The 18,282-nt window shown below is 64.6% G+C and carries 15 protein-coding genes; 3 read left to right on the top strand and 12 right to left on the bottom strand.

Going from position 1 to position 18,282, the window contains the following annotated elements; translation table 11 throughout:
- Nucleotides 1-84 precede the first annotated feature (84 nt).
- From AB1N67_RS23680 to AB1N67_RS23670, 3 genes are all read left to right on the top strand, one after another.
- The gene (locus AB1N67_RS23680; protein ID WP_367863430.1) at nucleotides 85-543 is read left to right on the top strand and encodes an aminoacyl-tRNA deacylase; all 459 of its coding nucleotides are present in this window, start codon (nucleotides 85-87) and stop codon (nucleotides 541-543) included.
- A gap of 60 nt (nucleotides 544-603) precedes the next feature.
- Complete coding sequence (locus AB1N67_RS23675) at nucleotides 604-846, top strand: DUF2789 domain-containing protein (RefSeq protein ID WP_043208202.1); 243 nt, start codon at nucleotides 604-606, stop codon at nucleotides 844-846.
- 70 nt (nucleotides 847-916) lie between these two features.
- Complete coding sequence (locus AB1N67_RS23670) at nucleotides 917-1,555, top strand: hypothetical protein (protein WP_043208204.1); 639 nt, start codon at nucleotides 917-919, stop codon at nucleotides 1,553-1,555.
- A gap of 88 nt (nucleotides 1,556-1,643) precedes the next feature.
- Here AB1N67_RS23670 and AB1N67_RS23665 read toward each other — a convergent pair whose 3' ends face one another.
- From AB1N67_RS23665 to AB1N67_RS23610, 12 genes are all read right to left on the bottom strand, one after another.
- A complete protein-coding gene (locus AB1N67_RS23665; RefSeq protein WP_043208206.1) occupies nucleotides 1,644-2,081 on the bottom strand; it encodes a CBS domain-containing protein in 438 nt (145 codons plus the stop codon).
- Nucleotides 2,082-2,195: 114 nt separating this feature from the next.
- The gene (locus AB1N67_RS23660; RefSeq protein WP_367863429.1) at nucleotides 2,196-3,470 is read right to left on the bottom strand and encodes a VWA domain-containing protein; all 1,275 of its coding nucleotides are present in this window, start codon (nucleotides 3,468-3,470) and stop codon (nucleotides 2,196-2,198) included.
- Between the two features lie 8 nt (nucleotides 3,471-3,478).
- A complete protein-coding gene (locus tag AB1N67_RS23655; protein WP_367863428.1) occupies nucleotides 3,479-4,720 on the bottom strand; it encodes a VWA domain-containing protein in 1,242 nt (413 codons plus the stop codon).
- 42 nt (nucleotides 4,721-4,762) lie between these two features.
- On the bottom strand, nucleotides 4,763-5,266 hold the full coding sequence (locus tag AB1N67_RS23650) for a hypothetical protein (RefSeq protein ID WP_070572065.1): 504 nt from the start codon (nucleotides 5,264-5,266) through the stop codon (nucleotides 4,763-4,765).
- Between the two features lie 10 nt (nucleotides 5,267-5,276).
- Nucleotides 5,277-6,023: a hypothetical protein gene (locus AB1N67_RS23645; protein ID WP_232095262.1), complete on the bottom strand. Its 747-nt coding sequence runs from the start codon at nucleotides 6,021-6,023 to the stop codon at nucleotides 5,277-5,279.
- A 17-nt stretch (nucleotides 6,024-6,040) separates the two neighbouring features.
- Nucleotides 6,041-7,588 carry an SUMF1/EgtB/PvdO family nonheme iron enzyme gene (locus tag AB1N67_RS23640; RefSeq protein WP_182816741.1) on the bottom strand — a complete coding sequence of 516 codons (1,548 nt, stop codon included), beginning with the start codon at nucleotides 7,586-7,588 and terminating at the stop codon, nucleotides 6,041-6,043.
- Nucleotides 7,578-8,801 carry an ABC transporter permease gene (locus tag AB1N67_RS23635; protein WP_182816739.1) on the bottom strand — a complete coding sequence of 408 codons (1,224 nt, stop codon included), beginning with the start codon at nucleotides 8,799-8,801 and terminating at the stop codon, nucleotides 7,578-7,580. Before AB1N67_RS23635 ends, AB1N67_RS23640 begins: the two co-directional genes overlap by 11 nt.
- On the bottom strand, nucleotides 8,785-9,483 hold the full coding sequence (locus AB1N67_RS23630; RefSeq protein WP_182816737.1) for an ABC transporter ATP-binding protein: 699 nt from the start codon (nucleotides 9,481-9,483) through the stop codon (nucleotides 8,785-8,787). Before AB1N67_RS23630 ends, AB1N67_RS23635 begins: the two co-directional genes overlap by 17 nt.
- 6 nt (nucleotides 9,484-9,489) lie before the next feature.
- Nucleotides 9,490-11,442, bottom strand: coding sequence for a vWA domain-containing protein (locus tag AB1N67_RS23625; protein WP_070572061.1), 1,953 nt, complete (start codon nucleotides 11,440-11,442; stop codon nucleotides 9,490-9,492).
- On the bottom strand, nucleotides 11,439-12,485 hold the full coding sequence (locus AB1N67_RS23620; RefSeq protein WP_367863427.1) for a hypothetical protein: 1,047 nt from the start codon (nucleotides 12,483-12,485) through the stop codon (nucleotides 11,439-11,441). The genes AB1N67_RS23625 and AB1N67_RS23620 overlap by 4 nt, the downstream gene beginning before the upstream one ends.
- A 5-nt stretch (nucleotides 12,486-12,490) precedes the next feature.
- Nucleotides 12,491-15,199 (bottom strand): putative virulence factor, encoded by a 2,709-nt coding sequence (locus AB1N67_RS23615; RefSeq protein WP_182816730.1) that lies wholly within the window; start codon nucleotides 15,197-15,199, stop codon nucleotides 12,491-12,493.
- The gene (locus AB1N67_RS23610) at nucleotides 15,196-18,276 is read right to left on the bottom strand and encodes a virulence factor SrfB (protein ID WP_367863426.1); all 3,081 of its coding nucleotides are present in this window, start codon (nucleotides 18,274-18,276) and stop codon (nucleotides 15,196-15,198) included. Before AB1N67_RS23610 ends, AB1N67_RS23615 begins: the two co-directional genes overlap by 4 nt.
- Nucleotides 18,277-18,282 lie beyond the last annotated feature (6 nt).

Below are 18,282 nucleotides of genomic sequence, written 5' to 3'. Positions count from 1 at the left end.
TGTCCGGGCCTGTCACCGAAGTTTAGTCGTACCCGCCGGACCTCGGCCTAAACTTCCTAGATGGGGGTAAACCGGAGGTGCATCATGCGTATGGCCAAAACCCTGCAGCAGCGCCTGGACAAGGCCAACTGCGACTACGACATCATTCCCCATCCTCACTCGGCCACGAGCCTGGAATCGGCGCGCACGGCCGGCGTACCTGCCGAGCGGGTCGCCAAGTCGGTGATGCTCGATGACCGGCATGGCAACTACATCATGGCCGTGCTACCGGCCAACCGCCATCTGGACATGAGCAAGGTGCGTATGTCCGGCGCCTGGCAACTGACCCGTGAAAGCGGCCTGCCGAGTCTGTTCGGCGACTGCGAGCGCGGCGCTGTGCCAGCCCTGGGCGATGCCTATGACATAAAAATGCTGCTCGACCCGAGCCTTACCCGCCAGGGTGATGTCTATCTGGAGGCGGGGGATCACGATCACCTGATCCACATGAGCATGGAGCAATACCTCAAGCTGGTTCCCCGCGCCGAAGTGCGCGAAATGTGCTGATGATCATCAACCCACTGCCGGGCCGGCGTCGTGGACGGCCGCCCGGCCCGAGGAGGCACCATGGAAGCACCGAACCATCCATTCGCCGAACTGTTCAAGCAACTGGGGCTGGCGGACGATGCCGAGAGCATCGACAAGTTCATCACCACGCATTCACCACTCAAGAACGAGATCAAACTGGTGGATGCGCCGTTCTGGACCGAGGCCCAGCGGGCCTTTCTCAAGGAGAGCGTGATAGAGGATGCCGATTGGGCCGTGCCGTTCGATCAACTCAACGAGGCCTTGCGTCGCCCCCGCAAATAAAGCGCCGAGCGGCACCTGATGGGTGAATTGGCCGTTGCTATGCTCAGGTAAAACAACAGGGGATAGCGCGATGAAAGATCCCTACGCATCAGGCTTCTGGTGCTCCGTGACGATCCTGGGCACGCTGACGGCCGGTTACTTCTACGGCATCCGCCACGTCCACTCCATGGACCACGCGCTGCAGTTCATGTATGCCGCCGCCGCCATCACGGCGGCGGTGGCGCTTTGCGCTCTGGCCTGGAGCGCCTGGCAACAGTTGCGCTTGAACAAGCGCGAGGTGATCCAGGGGCATACGTTGGTGACCATCTGGAACACCAAGGTCGCCCTGCGTCGGGTCGAGACGGTTTTCGATCGCTATTTCTGGGGTAGCTACTGGCATTCAGGGCGGACCTTCGAAGAGGTCATGGGTGAGCTCAAGGGCACACCCCTGGAGCAGAGTCTGGACGCGCTCAAGCGTCAGTGCCGGGAACTGGACCGCGAGATCCGTGACCATCAACACCGCTGGTTGGCCAACGCCCGCGACCTTTCCAGCGTAGCCACGGCCATGGCGCGCGAGCGCTATCAGCTGGACCTGTGCGACCCCCAGGGCCGCGATGGCGGCAATACCGCGGTGCTCAATCGGGACCTTGAGGTGTTGGTGTACACCTGGTCAGCGCGCCTGCGCAGCTTCGACCACCAGTTGGACGAGCTGGAGCGCGCATACCACTAGCGTCTGGGAGCCAAGCGCCATGGAGTCGCTGCGAGGGAGCACAGCAGCCCTGAGAACCGGACGGACGAGTGCGGCCACTCAGCGGGTATCAATCACCGCGGATGTACTGCTCCAACTGCATGATGAGATTGGCCTGTTCGGCGATGGTTTCCTTGACCAAGTCGCCGATCGACAGCAGGCCGAGCAACTCGCCGTTGCTCACCACTGGCAGGTGGCGCAGGTGCCGGTCGGTCATCAGGTTCATGCAGTACTCCAGGCTCTGCCTGGGCTCGACCGTGACCACCGGCGCACTCATGATCTCGCGCACTGGCGTCGCCGCCGATGAGCGCCCCTTGAGCACCAGCTTGCGGGCGTAGTCGCGCTCACTGACGATCCCCACCACTTGGTTGTTTTCCACCACCGGCAAGGCACCGACGTTCTTCTCCGCCAGCAGCTTCAGGGCGTCGAGCACCGAGTCGTCAGGGCCGATGGTGTAGACGGTCTGATGCTGGGACTTGGTCTTGAGGATTTGTTCGACGTTCTTCATACGGGCCTCTGCGGGGTGAAAACCGATGTGTCGGAATAACTAAAGCATCCGGCACGCCAGCCTGCACGGCAATGCAGGAAACGGCATGGACTCGATTGAAAAACGTCATGGGCGTCAGGAACAACCCCCCGCACTCACCTCCCGGCTGGCCTGCTTGAGCGCCTCTGCCACTGCGGCAGCGTCATTGGCGGTATAAACGCGACCGCCGGTATTGCTGGCCGCGCAGTTGGAGCCGGTGGCCGCACTGATGTTGACCACGTTGATGCGCAGGCGCGGCTGGAGTTGGGCGATCTGTTCGGACACTTCGCACACACTGGTGCCGCAACTGTCGCGACCGTCCACGAACATGACGATCACGCCATCTCGATCCCGGCCATTCATTGTCAAGGCGGCGGCGCCCAGGCTGTCCCCCAGGGCGGTGCCACCTCGGGCCTTGAGTGCCGCGACCTTGTCGATCAGCACGGCGCGCTGGCGCTGGCCGAACACGCCGTGGTCGAGCGGTCGGCCACAGCCCTCGAACGTCACCAGGCGCATGGCCACGCTGTTGTCCAGGTTCTCGATCACCGATGTCAGCGAGGTTTTTGCCATGTCCATGCGGGTGACCCGCGCGGGAACGCTGCTGGGCAGGAGTTCCTCGACGATCGGGATCTTCGCCAGCAGGCTCATGTACCACGGGTCAATTTCGCGCTTGACGCGGATGCGGGTGTCCATAGAGCCGGACGTGTCCAGCACCACGACGAATTCGGACGGCTCGAAGGTATCCCCGGGTGTGCAAACCTGGGCTATCTGGCGGTAGGCCTGCCAACGCTGGTAGAGGTCTGGCCAGCTGAGGTAGAGGCCATAGAGCAGGGCCAGCAGCAGGCCGAGCAGCAGCCCGGGCCACAGCCGCAGGGGCCTGCGTTCCACGGCGATTACTTTTGTCACCGGAGCCGGCGTGGGCTTTGCCGGTGGCGGTTCAGTTACAGGTGGCGGCGCAGGCGGTGGTGGAGAAACCACAAGCGCCACTTGCCCCCAACGAATCACCAGCGGCTCGTCGTTGATGCTGTAAAGGTTGTTCAGATCAGGAGGGCCGATCAGCGTGCGCAGCGCCGCCGAAGCGCTTGCCTGGCCACGCCGCTCAAGCTCCTGAGCCAGTTGCTCGACGGCGGCCTGCCGTTGATTGTAGCGTTCGAGCAGCGCCGCTTGCCGGTCGCGGTCGAGGGTGGCGAACAGATGGGGCTGTCCGGCAAGTTCCGACCACCACTCTAGTACGCCATCGCGCCCTTGCCTGGGAATGGCGTACAGGTGCGCGATGCTCGGTGGAAAGTGCTGGCGAATCAGCGCTACCGTCTGTTCCAGGGCGGTGGCGGCGCTTTGGCTGGCGTGGGTGTCGCGTAGTACCCGTTGCATGGCGCGTCCTAATCACAATTGGCCGAGCTGGAGACTTCCTGGCTGGCCTGCTTGAGCGCGGCCGCCATCTGCGAGGCATTGTCGGCGGAATAGACCCGGCCGCCGGTGCTCTCGGCGATGCAGTTGGCTTGGCTGTTGTTGCTGATGTTGATCAAGTTGACTCGCAGCCGGGGTTGCTCGCGGGCGATCCGCTCGGCCACCGCGCAGGCGTTCTGCCCGCAACCGTCCGGGCCATCGACGAACATCACGATCATGCCGTCACGGGTGCGTCCGTCCATGGCCCGGGCCGCCACATCGAGGCTGGCGCTGAGTGCAGTGCCATCGTTGGGCTCCAGGGCCTGGATGCCCTGGATCAGCGTCGGACGCTGGGCAGGGGTGAACATGCCATGGTCCAAGGGCGCGCGACAGCCATCGAAGGTCACCACGCGCATGTCGATGGCCGGGTGCAGGTCCTCGATCAGGTGCGTCAGGCTGGCCTTGGCGACGTCCATGCGCACCGGTGCGCGGGTGATCTGCGCCAAGCGCTGCGGGTCGACGGCCAGATCGTTGATGTACTGGAAGAACCATTGCTCGTCTTCAGCCGTGGCTTCGACGCTCAGGCGCATAGAGCCTGACGTGTCGAGCACTACAGCGAATTCCGGTGGCTGCACCTGGGCGTCCGTGACGCAGGCGTAGGGCTGCTGCACGGACCGGGTATCCAACCAGCGCTGCAGGTAGGGCCAGCCGAACCACAGGGCCAGTGCCAGGAGCAGCAAACCTAGCAACGGCAGCAGGAGCCATGGCAGCCAGATCCAGCGCCGGCGCACCGGCACGGGCGCAGGTGGCGGCGGTGGCGGCACGGGGGCTGTGGCGGAAGGGGGAACCGGTTGACCCCAACGGACCACCAGCGGGTAGCCGTTGATGCTGTAGAGGTTGTCCACATTCGCGGGCCCGATCAGGCGCTGCAGGACTGTGGCCTCTTCATGCTGGCCGCGCCCCTGCAGTTCGCCGATCAACTGGCGCACGGCGTCCTGGCGCTGTTCGTACAGCGCCAGCAATGCCTGTTGCTGGTCGGCATCGAGTTCATGGAAACGGCGGGGCTGTCCCTCCAGTTCCGACCACCATTCACGCACGCCGCCCTGGCCGGTGCGCGGGGTCGCGAACAGGTGCGCGATGCTGGGAGGGAAATGCCTGACGATGATCGCCATGGCGTGTTCTAGCGGCTTCGGGTCATCCTGGGCCGGGCTGGTGTCACGGGTGACCCGCTGCATGTCGGTATCCTGAAAAGCCGGCAGCCGAAGCTGCCGGGGGACTTACTCGTAACCCAGGCTCAGTTGCAGGCGGCTGACCTGCTGCTGCAGCGCCTTGAGCTCCTGCTTGCGGGCTTCGACCTGGGCACTGCTGGCATTGCTCGCCGGCGCCGCCTGGCTGGCCTTGAGACGTTGCTCGAGCCCGGCGATCTGTTGTTGCACGTCGGCCTTGTTGGCGTGGCGCTTCTTGAGTGTGGCGAGCAGGCCATTGAGCGATTGCTCCAGGCTCGCCTGCTGACGGCGCTGGGTTTGCAGGTCCTGGCGAGTGGAGGCCTGCAGGGCACTGAGCTGGTCATACACTTGGTTGAACTGGCGGTTCTGCTCCTGGGCCGCGCGCAAGTCCTGTTCGCTGCTGCGCACTTCATCGGCGTAGCCGCCGCCATAGTCGCAGTTGAGCTTGCCAATCAGGCTGGCGCTGCTGTCGGAGGCCTTGCACTGGGACGCGGTGGTGGCGCAGCCGGTCAGGCCGGCGAGCAGCAGCAGGCATAGGCAGTGACGTACGAACATAGGCCCGTCCTCAACCCAGGGTGATGGCCGAACGCTGGTTGTAGAGGCCATCGACCTCTTGCTGCAGCGAGGCGACCTTGGCGTTCATCTTGGCGATCTCCGCCTCGACCTTCTGGACCTCCTCGGGGTTGGCGCCGTTCTGGCGTTCGAGTTGGGCCACTTTTTCGAATTCGCTGACCGTCGCCTTCATGTTGGTCACGTCTTTGCGCATCCGGGTGATGTTCTGGTCGATGTTGGCGATGTCCTGCTGGGCCTTGGCCTTGTTGACGGTCTTGCTCTGTATGTCCTTCTGGATGGCCGCGATCTGTGCCTTGTCATCGGCGATGACCCGTTGCAGCGTGTTGGTACGTTCGGCGACCTGGGCAGTCTTGTTCTGTACGTCGGTGGTCATGACGTTCAGGCGTTGGGTCGTGTCGGCGTACTGGCTACGGCGTTGGTCCAGGTAGTAGTTGGCGCCCATGGCCACACCGCAGGCGGCAAGGCCGGCGACCACCGCGCAGGCGGCTTTGTTGCCGGAGTTCGACAGGGCACAGGCCAAGACACCGGCACCGGCGGCCACGGCGCAGGCCTGGTAGCCGGAGGTGCTGAAGAACTTGGCGTCATTGCCTGCGCTCAAGCGCGGGTCAGCGGTGCCGCCGTTGCCGCCGAGCATGGAGCTGCCAGTGCTGGCGCAGCCGGTCAGGACGAGGGTGGCGGCCAGGGCCAGGCTGATCCACTGGCTGATACTTCCGGGTTTGTTGTGCTTCACGGTTTCGATTCCTTGCGGTGTTGTTGTCAGTGCGCCACGGCTTTGCAGCTGTCGAGCCATGCGGTGGTATCGATTTTCTGGGTCTTGAGGAATGACACCTGGTTGGCCCAGTGGGTACGCAGGTAGGGCGTCAGTTCCTTGAGGTTCTTGTTGGCTGTCAGCACCCCTTCGAGCACAGGAACCTGTGCCTGCAACAGGTCCTGGCCATACAGCGAGCCGGACTCGACCAGCGAACTTGCGTAGTAGCGGCTGAGCTTGTGCAGGCGCGCGCTCTGTTCGTCGAGCTTGGTCTTGCGCATGCCGCAGGTAGGGTCTTCTTCGCCGGCCTTGCAGTTGCTGGCGTAGTTCTTCTGCAAGAAGTCCAGGTACTGGCCATCGTCGAGCATCTTGGTGCAGAGGAAGGCGCCCAGGTTGAGGCTGGCGCGGATCGCCTGGTCGCGGGCTTCCTGCTGTTGTTGGTTGCTGGCGCGCAGCTGGTTCTCGACGTTCTTGAGCTGGTTCTTGAGCGCCTGGTCCTCGACACCGGAGGCCAGTTCTTCAAGCGCCTTGACCGTGCCTTTGTCCTTGCTTTGGGGCGCCGGCTGGTCACTGCCCAGGGATGCCCAGCTCTTCTCGATGTTCTTGACCCGCTCGCGCGAGGTCAGGGTCGGCGAGACCAGGGCCAGGCGCAGGCCGTTGGTCTTTTTCGCCACCGGGCCTTCGGCGTTGTAGTAAGGCTCCTCTTGGCGCAGGGCGGTGCGCAGTTCGCCCTCGCTGGTCAGGTAGTTGCCGCCGCGGACCACGAAACCACCGGCCTGACCGTGCTGGCGGTCGAGCTTGTTCAGGCGGAAGGGCTCGAACATCATCTCGCTGGCATTGCCGAGCATGTCGTGCAGGCCCAGGGGGTTGGGCTTGAGCAGGCCGCTCAGTTGCAACTGGCCGTTGGCCGATTGTGCCCCGGCGAACCATTCGTAGGCGTTCAGGCCTTCGGCCATGGGGTAGCGATTGTCGCGAAACTCGGCAGTGCTGACCTGCAACCCACCACGGGCAGCAAACTCCCACTCTACCTCGGTGGGCACGCGCAGGAAGCCCAGCGCGCCGTCTTCACGGGGCAGCTTGTCGGCGGCGTTGGCCCGCAACCAGCGGTTGTATTTGTCGGCGGCCTGCAGGGCGTCGAGCCAACTGACCGAGACGATTGGCAGGCGCTGCTTGTTCGAAGGCGTCGGGCAGGTTTCGTCCATCAGGGCGCGATACTGCAGCTGGGTCATCTCGTACTTGGCCAGCAGGTAGTAGCGCGACTTTTCGCCCTTGGCGCTGGTGAAGCTGCCGGCGATGAACGCAGGGCGGGTCTGCTCCACGTAACCCCATTCGGCGCTGTCCTGGCCGATGTTGATCGGGTAATCGTCCAGCGGCCCGGCCACAGGGATCAGCACCTTGCGAAACACCATGGCGCCGTCGCAGGGCATGGGCAAGACCACGTCGTCGGCCTCGGCCATCGGGTTGTAGTACTTCTCGTCCCAAGTTGCCGCAGACGCTTGCAGCAGGAAGCCGAGACCCAGTGGCGCCAGGAGCAGGCGGCAGGCTTTAGAGTTCACGCAGACTCTCCGCAGGTTGAATCCGTATTGCCCGCAAGGCACCGATCAAGGCGACCAGGCCCGCGACCAGGAAGGCGAGCAGCAAGGCCACCAGGCCATGCCAGACGGTGATGTGACAAATGAAGGCGCCAGTGGCCTGGCTGGTGCTCAGCAATTGGTCGAACAGCAGGCTGCCGGTGTAGTAACCGCCCAGCCCGCCCAGATAGCCGCCCAGGCTCAGCACCAGTGCTTGCAGCACGACGTAGCCGGCCACGGCGCAGCTGCCGAAGCCCAGCAGTCGCAGCACCGCTAGGTGGCGGCGCTTGCGATCGATGTTGGCCAGGAAGGCCCCGACCAGCGAGGCGATGCAGCCGACCAGCGCCGCACCGGCGATGACGCCGAAGATCAGCCCCAGCACATGGTTGATGGCCCGCACGCTTTCGATCTCCGCCAGACGGCTGGCGGTTTCGATGCGCTGCTCATTCAACCAGCGCTCCAGCGGGGCGACGCTGTCGATGTCCTTGGCGTAGACGCGGGCGCGGGCGTAACCGATCTTGACCCCGTCCAGCGCTTGCCCGGTGCTGGCGCCCAGCGTTGCCACGCGGTAGCCATCGCGGTAGCGCTCCAGCTCCAGCAGCAGCTGCGGGCTGACGAATGCCGCTGGCCGGGCGAAGCGCACGCTGTCGACGATGGCCTGCACCTGCAGGGTGCGTTCTCCGCGCTCGTTGACCTCGTCCAGGCGCCGGGCCACGTGCAGGCGGACCGTGCTGCCGACCTTGGCGCCCAGGCGCTGGGCGGCGCGCTCGCTGAGGATCACCTGGTCGCCCTGCAAGGCGCTCAGCCCGCTGTCCAGCAGCGGGTCGCCGGCTGCGGTTGGGATGACCTCGACGTTGTCGGCAAAGCGGCCATGCTCACCGAGCAGGTCGGCCTGGGTGTTGAGCGAGCGGGTCTGGCCGATGGCGAAGCCCACGTCCGGACGCTGTTGCAGGCGCTCGAGCCAGGCCTGGTGGTAGTGGCCGCTGCTGAGCATCTTCACTTCAAGGTTGCGTGGGTCACGCAGCAACTCGTCCTGCAACTGGCTGACCACCCCATGCTTGAGGCCGAACAGCAATAGCAACGGGGCGATCACCGCCATCAGCGAGGCGGCCATGCACAGGGAGACGTTACGGTCGTGCCAGAGGTCGGCCAGGGTCAGGCGCACCAGCAGGCCAAGGTGCTCATGCCATGGGTTCAAAGCGCGTCTCCCCCTCGCCGTTGATCGCGCCCAGGCGCTTGAGGCCGAAGCGCTCGACCAGTGCCCAGTCGTGGGATACCACCAGGGCGGCGATACCCAGCTCGGCCACCAGGTTCAGCAACAGCTCGAACAGGCGCTGGGCATTGTGCGGGTCGAGCGCTGCGGTGGGTTCGTCGGCCAGCAGCACGCGCGGTTCATGGGCGATCGCCCGGACACAGGCCACCCGCTGGCGCTCGCCGATGGACAAGGCCTGGGGCAGCTTGCCCAGCAAGGGCTCCAGACGCAGGGCGGCGATGGCTTTGTCCACGGCGGCGCTGTGGGCGGCAAGGCCCAGCAGGCGCCGGGGCAGGAGGATGTTCTCGCGTACGCTCAGAAACGGCAGCAGGCCGCCGTTCTGCAGGACGAAACCCAGCGCCCGCGAGCGCAGGGCGGCCAGCGCAGGCTCCCGGTCTTCGGCCAGCAGTCGGGCGACATCCTCTCGTTGCGGCCCCAGGCGGTAGTGCGTCAGCCGCTCAGGCTTGAGCAGCAGGCCGATGGCTTCGAGCAGGGTGCTCTTGCCACAGCCGCTTTCGCCAGTGATCGCTCGCACTTCGCCTGGGCGCAGGTGCAGTTCGTCCAGGTGTACCCGGTGCGATTGTGGTCCGTCGCCACGGACCACGCTCAGTCCCTTGATTTCGAGCATGGTGGGTCAGGGCATCATTTCCAGTGGCACCGGGTAGACGTTGTCGCGACTGTCGGCGCCTGGCGCCAGGGCCACCCAACGGTCCACGTCGGCGTTGTAGCGTTGGTAATGGCGCAGTTTGGTGCTCAGGTTGCGGATGAATTTTTCCTGGGCCAGGCCGTCCCAGCCTTTCCAGGTTTCTTCGTCCAGGTTGAGCACTTCGCTCTGGTAGGGCAGGTCCTGCAGGTACTCGCCGAGTACGCCCAGGTCGGCTACGCGGGTGGTCGCGCCTTGCTTGAGTTGGTTCGGGTCGGCGCCCATGGTCGCGGCCACCGAGCGCAGCCGGGCGAACATGTCGCTGGGCGAGATCATGCCTTCGTTGGCGGCATCGAGGATCTGCTTGAGCACATCGCTCAGGTCGCTGAGCTGGGCCTTGGTCAACAGCACCCGCACGTCGGTGGTCGGTACGTTCTGCTTGATCAGATCGCGGTCACTGATCCAGGCCTGGAACACCGGCGGTGCCTGGGTCCCGGTGGTCTTGCCCAGGTAGGCCAGTTGCATGGCGTGGCCGATCAGCGCGGCATCTTCGAGCATCTTCTTGTCGGCCGGATCGGCCTTGGCGTTGGTTGCGCTGCCGATGGCGTCCTCACCCAGGTAGGCCGATTTGACCTGCTGGGTGATGGCCGCGGCCAGGCTGTCGACCTTGCGGCCGAAGGCCTCCACGTCGCCGGCATTGACCGGGTAGTACAACGAGGTATTGGTGCCGGGGTAGTTCGACAGGGTGCGGTACTGAGCCTCGGCGGCACTGTGGTTCTTGGCGCCGCTCGGGGTCTTCAGGTGCAGGGTGTAGAGCGCAACGCCTGGGTTGCTTGCCTCGATCTTCACCTGCTCGGCCCCCAGGCCGGTGCTCGACAGCTTGTCGCCGCCATCGATGGCGCCTGCGTCGGTGATCAGCACCACGTAGCGCGCGCCGAACTGGCTCCAGTCGACCTTGTCCACGGCATGCATGACGCCGGCATAGGCGTCTTCGTCGAAGGCGCTGCTGGAGACTTTCGCCTGCTTGAGGTCGGCGACCTTGGACAGGAAGTCGGCGCCGTCTTTCACGGTGTTGGGGTCGGCGTACATCTTGCTGACGTACTCCAGGCCCGGTACCGCCTTGGTGCTGGAGCGGTAGGCGACCAGGCCGAACTTGACCTGCTGACCGAGGTTTTCCTTTTCGATCTGCGCGTAGACACGTTTGATCGCCTCACGGGTGCGGTCGATGTACGGGTCCATGGAAATGGTCGAGTCGATGACGAACACCACCGCTGCGCTGAAGGCCTTGAGCTGGGTCTTGGTCGTCGGGCTGGCCGCCCCCGCGGTCTGCGCGCCCTGCTCCTGGGCTTTGCTCACCGAGGCCACATTGAGGATGCGGGTGCGGAAGCCTTCCTCGGTCATCACCTCTTCGCCGCTGAGCACGGGCAGCAGGTAGAAGTTCTTCTGCATGTCGACAAAGAACTCAGGCTCCTGGGCCAGTACGCCAGGGGCTTCGGTGTTGTGCTTGAGTTTGGCGCGAATCGGGGCGATCTGGCTGACCGGGTCCGGCGCGTCGAGGATGCCTTCGAGCTGGCTGCGCTCTTTGAAGAACAGCAAGCGGTCGCGGTTGGCCGGGTTGGTGAAGGCCAGGGTCAGCTGCATCTTCCAGGCGACGGTGCAGTCGCCGGGCAGCCAGCCGATGCTCTTGCCTTGGGTGTCGGGACCGACCCGCAGCCATTCATGGCCGTCAGCTTGGGCGCGTTCGTAGACATAGAAACGGCTGAAGGCTGGCTGCGCAGCGCCGGGCGCCGCACCGGCGGCATCGCTGAGCTTGCAGCCTGGGGTGGTCAGCACGCGTTGGAACAGGGTTTTCTTGCCGTCCTGCAGCAGCGGTTTATCCGCTGCCTGCAGGGCCGGGCTCAGGCTCAAGGCCAGCAGGGCGACGCCGAGGCCGCGCAGGCTCATGGCTTGAGCTCCTCGAAGCGCGCCTTGGCTTCGGCGTTGTTCTCATCGAAACCGAGGATGGTTTCGTACCAGTAGGCGGCGGTGGCGTTGTCTGGTGCCTTGAAGCATTCGCTGGCCTGGTGGTACTTGGGGTCGTACTCATGGGCATAGGCCATGGCGATCTGCACGTCCCCGCCTTGGGCGCGGTTAGCGTACAGGCGTTGGGCCACGCCGCAGTGGTTGTTGGCCTTGGCGGTATTGATGACGTCGAGCAGCTTGGCGCTGTCCGGTGCCTGCTGAATGCAGCTCTGGACGAAGGCCAATTCTGCCTGGCCTTGCATGCTTTCCAGGGTGCAGGGCGCGGCAGCGGCGCTGGCCGGCTCCGCCGCCGGTGCAGCCTGTTGCTCGGCCGCTGGCGGCTCCAAGGGTGCTGGCTGCTGGCGCTGGGTGAACCACCACCAGGCCGCTGCAGCGGCCGCGGCGATCAGAATCAGCAGGATCAGCGGCAGCAGCCAGCGATTGCCGGATTTCGCAGGGGCCGGTGCCACCGGGGCATAGGACGCAGAGGCTGGCTCCGGCTGGGGAGCCGGCGCTTCGACGACCGGCTCTACGGTCTCCACAGGCGGGGCGACGACTTCGACCGGTGCTGCAGGTGGTGGTGGCGTGACAGGGGCGACAGGTTGCCCCAGTGCAGGCCCACCGGACGCCGAGCCGATGACGGCAGGGTTGATCCGCACCATGCCCATGTCGCTCTGTCCTTGCTCGGGATGGCTCACCTCGATGCGGAAGTTTGCCGTGCCGCTGGCTTCGAGCAAGGGGTCGATCAGGTCAGGGCCGATGCGGGTTTCGATCGCTTCGGTGCCTTCGACGGCGACCAGGCTGTCCAGCCTGAACCAGTGGGCGATATTGCCCCAGCGTTTGCCTTCATGCAGGAAGTCGTGGGTCTGGCTGCTCTGCAGGGAGCACTGCAACCCTTCGCTCGCACCCTCCCAGCCGGTGATCCGCAGCAGGCCGTGGCCTGGCGTGTTCACATCCAGTGGCAGCACATCAACTCTGATACCCATTGCACTCAACTCGCTTCGAAGGTGTTCAGCAGCACAGCCAGCTGGCGTCGCTGCTCGGTGGTGATTTCCGGATCGGCGCCGTTCTTGGCGTTTTCCTGGGTCAGCCAGGCCAGGCCCGACAGCCAGTCCACCAGGAAGCGCTGTTCCTGATGCGAGGGCTGTTCAGGCAGGTTGGGCAATTCGCCTTCGGCAACGGTCCGGTAGAAGCTGAACACCGGCTCCTTGGCCCCCAGCAGACTGTTGGGGCGTGCCGAGAGCGGCTTGCCCAGCAGGCCGAACCAGCAGAGGAAGTCGCGCATCACCAGCTGCACGGCCATGACCTGACGCTGGACCATCTGGTCGCGACGGGCGCCGCTGACGATGCGCTGCATGACGGCGGCGTCCAGTTGCTCGAGGAAGGCCGGGCGGCGTACCGCGCTGACCAGTTCCTCGGTCAGGGCTTCGACCAGCTCGCGGGTCATGCGCAGGCTCGCCAGGCGCAGAGGCTGCGTGCTCAGGTCGCGCATGTGCTTGATCCAGGACTTGAGCGCGGCGCGGGCAAAGCGCTGTTCGGACGTCAGGCGCTTGGCCAGCGGTTTGACCGGGGCTGCGGCGGGGGCGGCCTCGGTGCTGGCGAACAAGTTGCCGAAGCTGATTGCCGGCGCCTTGTTGGCAGGCGCCTTGGTGGCTTGCTCAGGCTCGGCGACGGCCTCATCGTCCAGGCCGTCGATTTCGTACACGCCGCTCAGGTACAGCTCTCGCAGCTGTTCGACAGGCAGTTGCAAGGCATGGATGAGCTCGCTGATGGCGTCCGGGTCGGCCCCCAGGTTGTCGAGCAGGTACTGGGTCTTTTCGCGCTTTTTGCCCAACAGTTGCTCGAAGTCTTCTTCACGCCAGGCGTGTAGACCATGCTCCAGCAAGTCGGTACGGCATTGCTCCAGTTGTTCCTGGATGCGCGTGAGCTTGAAGTCGATGTCACTGACCGCTTGGAAACTGCCGCTGAAGCGACTGATGCCGCCGTCGTTGAGCGCGAGCATCGCACCCCAGGCTGTAGCGGGGTCTTTGACGTGGCGTTCGACCGAGGGGCTGGCGGCAAAGCACTGCTGCAGTTGTTGCAGACGGGGCGCATGGCGCTCGTTGAACTGGGTTTCATCGCCGTTGGCGTGGTCACGCTCGATGAACGCGGTGTCCAGGCGTGGCTTGCGCACCAGGTAGGTGTTGTTGAATGGCACGCCCGACCAGTCCTTCATCCATTCCTGGGTGCCGAAGCGTTCGATCATGGTCAGCTTCATCATGTTCTCGCAGCCTTCGGGCAGTTGCCCTTCGCTCAGGCTGAGGGTGTTGCTGATGAAACCATCGAGCATGGTCAGGGCCCAGATCAGGCCGGGGGCACGCTGGGCGCGTTCTTTCGGGGTAGCGCCCTGGGTCTTGTGGATCCAGCGGGTCAGCACAGGGCCGACGCTGACCACCTCGCTCTGCTTGAACGAGCTGGTGCACAGCACCAGGGCGTTCATCTGCTGGGCATCGGTGTAGCGCTCGAACAGGTAGGCCACCTTGCCACGCAGGATCAGGCTCGAGGCCGGGTTGACCTCTTCGACGGCATCGGGGCTGGCGGCATCTTCGATGCGCAGCAACTTTTGCCGGGTGCGATAGCCGGGGAAGTCGAGCAGATCGACCTGATCCACCACCGGGTCCTTGGGGCTGTTGATCAGGCGGAAGGTCATCTCGGTGGTCAGCGCGGCCAACTGGGCGATTGTCAGACCGACGCGGCCCTGAGGCTGGCCGTCTTGCAGCGGACGCACGTCCACCTGCATGTCACGACCGGTGCCCAGGCGACCGAGGATGTCCACGTTCATGATGCTGTTGGCCTGGGTGTAGGTCCCGTTTTCTTCCTTGACGAGCACGCTCAGCGGCGCCAGCACGGTATCGGCGAAGCCCAGCTTTTGCAGGCCACCGACCAGCAGCTCGTAGACATCGGTCAGGGCCTGTTGCTCGCCCCAAAGCACCGAGAACAGCTTGGCCCGCTGGCGGTAGTTCAGGCGTGGCGCCAGCTTGATCACCCGTGGCCAGTACAGCTCGTTGAGCTTGCGCACTGACTTCTCGTAGTTGCCTTTGAGGTAGTCCCACAAGGCAACCACGTCGTCCCCGGTCACGCCCGGTTGCAACTGCTCGTGCTCGCGGCCTTCGTAACCCTTGAGCAGCGCCTGGATGCTTTCGTCGGTGAAGCTGTAGTCGAGCTTCTCCTGGTCGAAATCTTCGAACCAGGCGTTGGAGAGGATCTTGGCGACTTCGATTTCGCTGAACAGCTTCAGCTCGACAGGGTAGTCGGCGTCAGGGCTCGGCGTGGCCCGACGGCTGAAGCGGGTGACCAGACCTGTAGCCTCCTTGCCGAGCCCTGTCGGGTTGACGTGCTCGATGAAGTCGAGGGTCTTGCCGCCGAAGTCGGTTTCAAGGCGCCCGGAACGGTCCGCGGCCAGGGCCGAGATCAGGTACGACTTGCCCGCCTGGGACAGCCCGAAGAAACCGATCACCATGGGCGTGGAGGCCGCGCGCTGCAAGTCACGGGCCCGGTTGCGCGCCTGGCGCAGGCGCAGGCTCAGGCCATCGGCCTCAGCCTCGACGCTGGCGGCATTGCCGCGCACCTGCTCGATCCAGTCCAAGGCTTGGCCGGCGCCTTTGTGAATGGCGCCCCAGGCACCCATCAGTTGCTGTTGCTTAGGGGTAAGGTCGCTCATTTTCCTTTGACATTCCCGCTGTCGAGCCAATAGTCGCTGTCACTCAGGCTCATGGTCGGCATGGTGTTGAGTGACAGTTCCAGATCCCGGTCGTAATCGAAATCGGCATCCTGGATGTTCGATTGCAGGTCGCAGATGACCAGTTTGTCGCTGACCAGCCCTCGCTCGAGCAGCAGGTCCGAAGGTTCTTCGACCTCCAAGCGGATGCGCAGTACCGGCGCTTCGCCGTTCTTGCCGATGGCACGGGAGAACGCGGCGCTGCCCTTGGGCGTGAAGCGCAGGGTGTAGAGCGGCGAGGCCGACCAGCGCTCGGCGGACAACTGCCGGTAGCCCAGGTGCATGTCGCCGCGCATTTCCAGCCAGGGCGTACCACGGGTTTCGCCTTCGCCGACGATGGGCAGCTCGATGCGGCCTTTGTCGGACTTGAGGTCGCGATAGAGCACATCGCCATGCTTGATGGTGCCGGCATTATCGATCTGGCCGAAGTGCTTGATGATCGAGTACGGCTTGAGCGCGGTGGTGCGGAAGTAGAAGTTCGGCACGCTGTGCTTGGAGCACAGCAGGCAGATCATCGCGCCCACAGAGGCGGTGCTCTTTGGGTCGTCGATCAGGCCGTTGCGGTGGAACGGGTACCAGCCGCCGGTGCGGTAGTTCTGCAGGGCCAGGATACGCCCCGGAGGCAGCGGCAGGCGCTGGCGGATGAACGCCTGGATGCCTGGCAGGCGCGAGGGGCGGCCGGTCAGCAGCAGGACGTCGCAGGGGTAGTGGAAGATCACTTCGCACAATTCGGCGAGGATCTTGGTGATGTTGATCTGTCCGCCCAGGAAGGCGGTATGCACCTGCTCAAGGTCAAACGTGATCGGCGTGCCGAGCAGGTCCAGGGTGCCCTCGCGGCCCACTTCGCGACGCACCGCGGCATTGACGAACTCCACCACGCTGTCGTTGACCGCGTCGCTTCCCAGCACCTGTTGCCAGGTCTGCTCGATCGTCTCCTGGGGCTGCGCCGGGTCGTAATGTTCATAGGCCTTGAGCAAGGCCAGGCCCAAGGGCACGAACACCTGCAGGTTCAACTGCTGACGCAGGATGCGCTCCTGGGCGGTGGCGTCACCGTTGCCGCACAGGCGCGACATGAGCTCATCGGGCGCTGGTACGCCAGCATTGTGCAAGGCACTGCGGAACGACGGCAGGACGAACTCCTGGATCACGTCCAGCAGGATGTCGTCACCGGCGATCTTGAAGCCATCGCGAAAGCGCTGGTTCGGAATGATGTGTACGTTGCTGCCAGTGCCGCCATTGTTGCCGCGGTCCAGGCGATAGTCGGTGATCACCAGGTCTGTGGTGCCACCGCCGATGTCGATGGTCGCCAGAGTGATCTGCTCGGCTTCCTGTTTGTCCGGGCGGGCCAGGGCTGCGAAGAACTCTTCGGGGTGTCCGGCGAAGTTTTCGTTGACCTCGTTGTAGAGGTAGACGAGCTGGCCGCAACTGGCTTCGTCCCACTCCACGCGGATGCTCGGCAACGGTGTGCGCGGCACCACGCTCTTGTCCTTGAACGGGTTGCTCTCGCCGGCGTGCCAGCCCAGGCTCTTCCACACCAGGCCCACGGCTTCGTACAGGCGGTTGCTGAGAATGCTGCGCTCGGCCTGTGGCATGCCTGGCGGCACGGTGAGGGTGATGCTGCTCAGCTGGCGCGGCACGCGGGCGTGGCCTTGGCGCGAGCGCTGGGCCGGGCTGTTGATCTGCGATAGGGCCTGGGTGACCACCTCGGCCAGCATGAAGGTCATCAGGTTGCTGCGCGAATAGCGCGGCGTGAAAACCGGCATGTCGTTCTTGGGCGGCAGGTACAGGGCCTGGCCCAGGTCGTTGATCAGGTGAGCAAAGGGCGCGGCGGTGGCCAGCGGCTCCTTGTCGGTCTTGACGTAGGAGGTGTTGAAGCGCCAGCCGTGGCCGTAGGCCTTCTCATCCCACAGGTAGCGTTTGGGGCTGGACAGACCGGTGGAGCCCTCGGTGCCGCGACGGCGGCTGGCCAGGCGCCCGGCTTCACCGCCGACCCGGGCGATGGTGGCCCACTGGAAGGCGTTGTGGCGGCCGCTCTTGACCGAGTAGTGGTCCTTGCCGAAATAGGCCTGGGCGAATTCGACACGGCTCTCGAAGGCCTGGTTGTAGACCTTTTCCGGTTCGCTCAGGTCGCGCAGTTCGAGCACATAGTTGTGTTTCATGCCCGAGCCGGACTGGCCGTGGTCTTCGATGAGGATGCCGCAGGTGCGCGAGTTGCCCACATCCAGCACCAGGTCCACCGGGATTGGTTTGACCACGCCTTGGGTTTCGTTGGCGATCACCTTGATTTCCGGGATCTCGACCTTGGGCTTTTCGGTGCTCTGCTCGGCGGGCGTCGGCCGGCGTAGCAGGCTTAGCACGTTCAGGTAGTGAGCCAGGTGGCGGTTGCCCTGCAGGTCGCGGTCCAGGCGCTCTCGGGTCCAGTCGGCACGGGCCTCGCCATAGAGCTCGGCCAGCCATTCGCGGATCCAGCCGTGGGTCAGGAACCAGCCATATTCACGGGCACTGCAGGCGAGCTTGAAGGCGACGCCGGCACGCACGTCCTCTTCGTTGGGGGCCAGGTAGGCCGCGCCATTGATAGTCGGCATGATGCGGCTGTCGAAGGCCAGGGTCAGGCGGTGGGTATTGCCGTCTACGTCAGGCTCGGCCAGCTTGACCAGGCGCATGCGCGCCCAGTTGTTGGGGCCTTCGTCGAAGCGATAGGGCGGCATGAAACGCAGGAACGGGATCGGCAGCCAGGTGCCATTGAACAGCTTCAGGCTTTCTTCCATGGGCACGCGGAAGTGGTTGTCCTCGGTGGTGTCGAACTCCACCTGCACCACTTTGTCCGGCTCGGGCTCGTAGAAGTCTTTGTACTCCTTGGACCACAGCAGCCGGGTGGGAACCATGCCGTTGTTCAGTTGCACGAACTTGCCGGCTTGCTCGCCATCCGGGCCCAGACGCAGGGCGAAATCCATGAATTGAATGCCGGTATCGCTGACCAGCGTGACCGTTTCTTCGAACTGGGTGATTTCGGGCAACATCTTCTG

The organism is Pseudomonas guariconensis, assembly GCF_040822035.1.
Lineage (GTDB): Bacteria > Pseudomonadota > Gammaproteobacteria > Pseudomonadales > Pseudomonadaceae > Aquipseudomonas > Aquipseudomonas guariconensis.
This window is presented reverse-complemented; position numbering and strand designations above follow the sequence as displayed.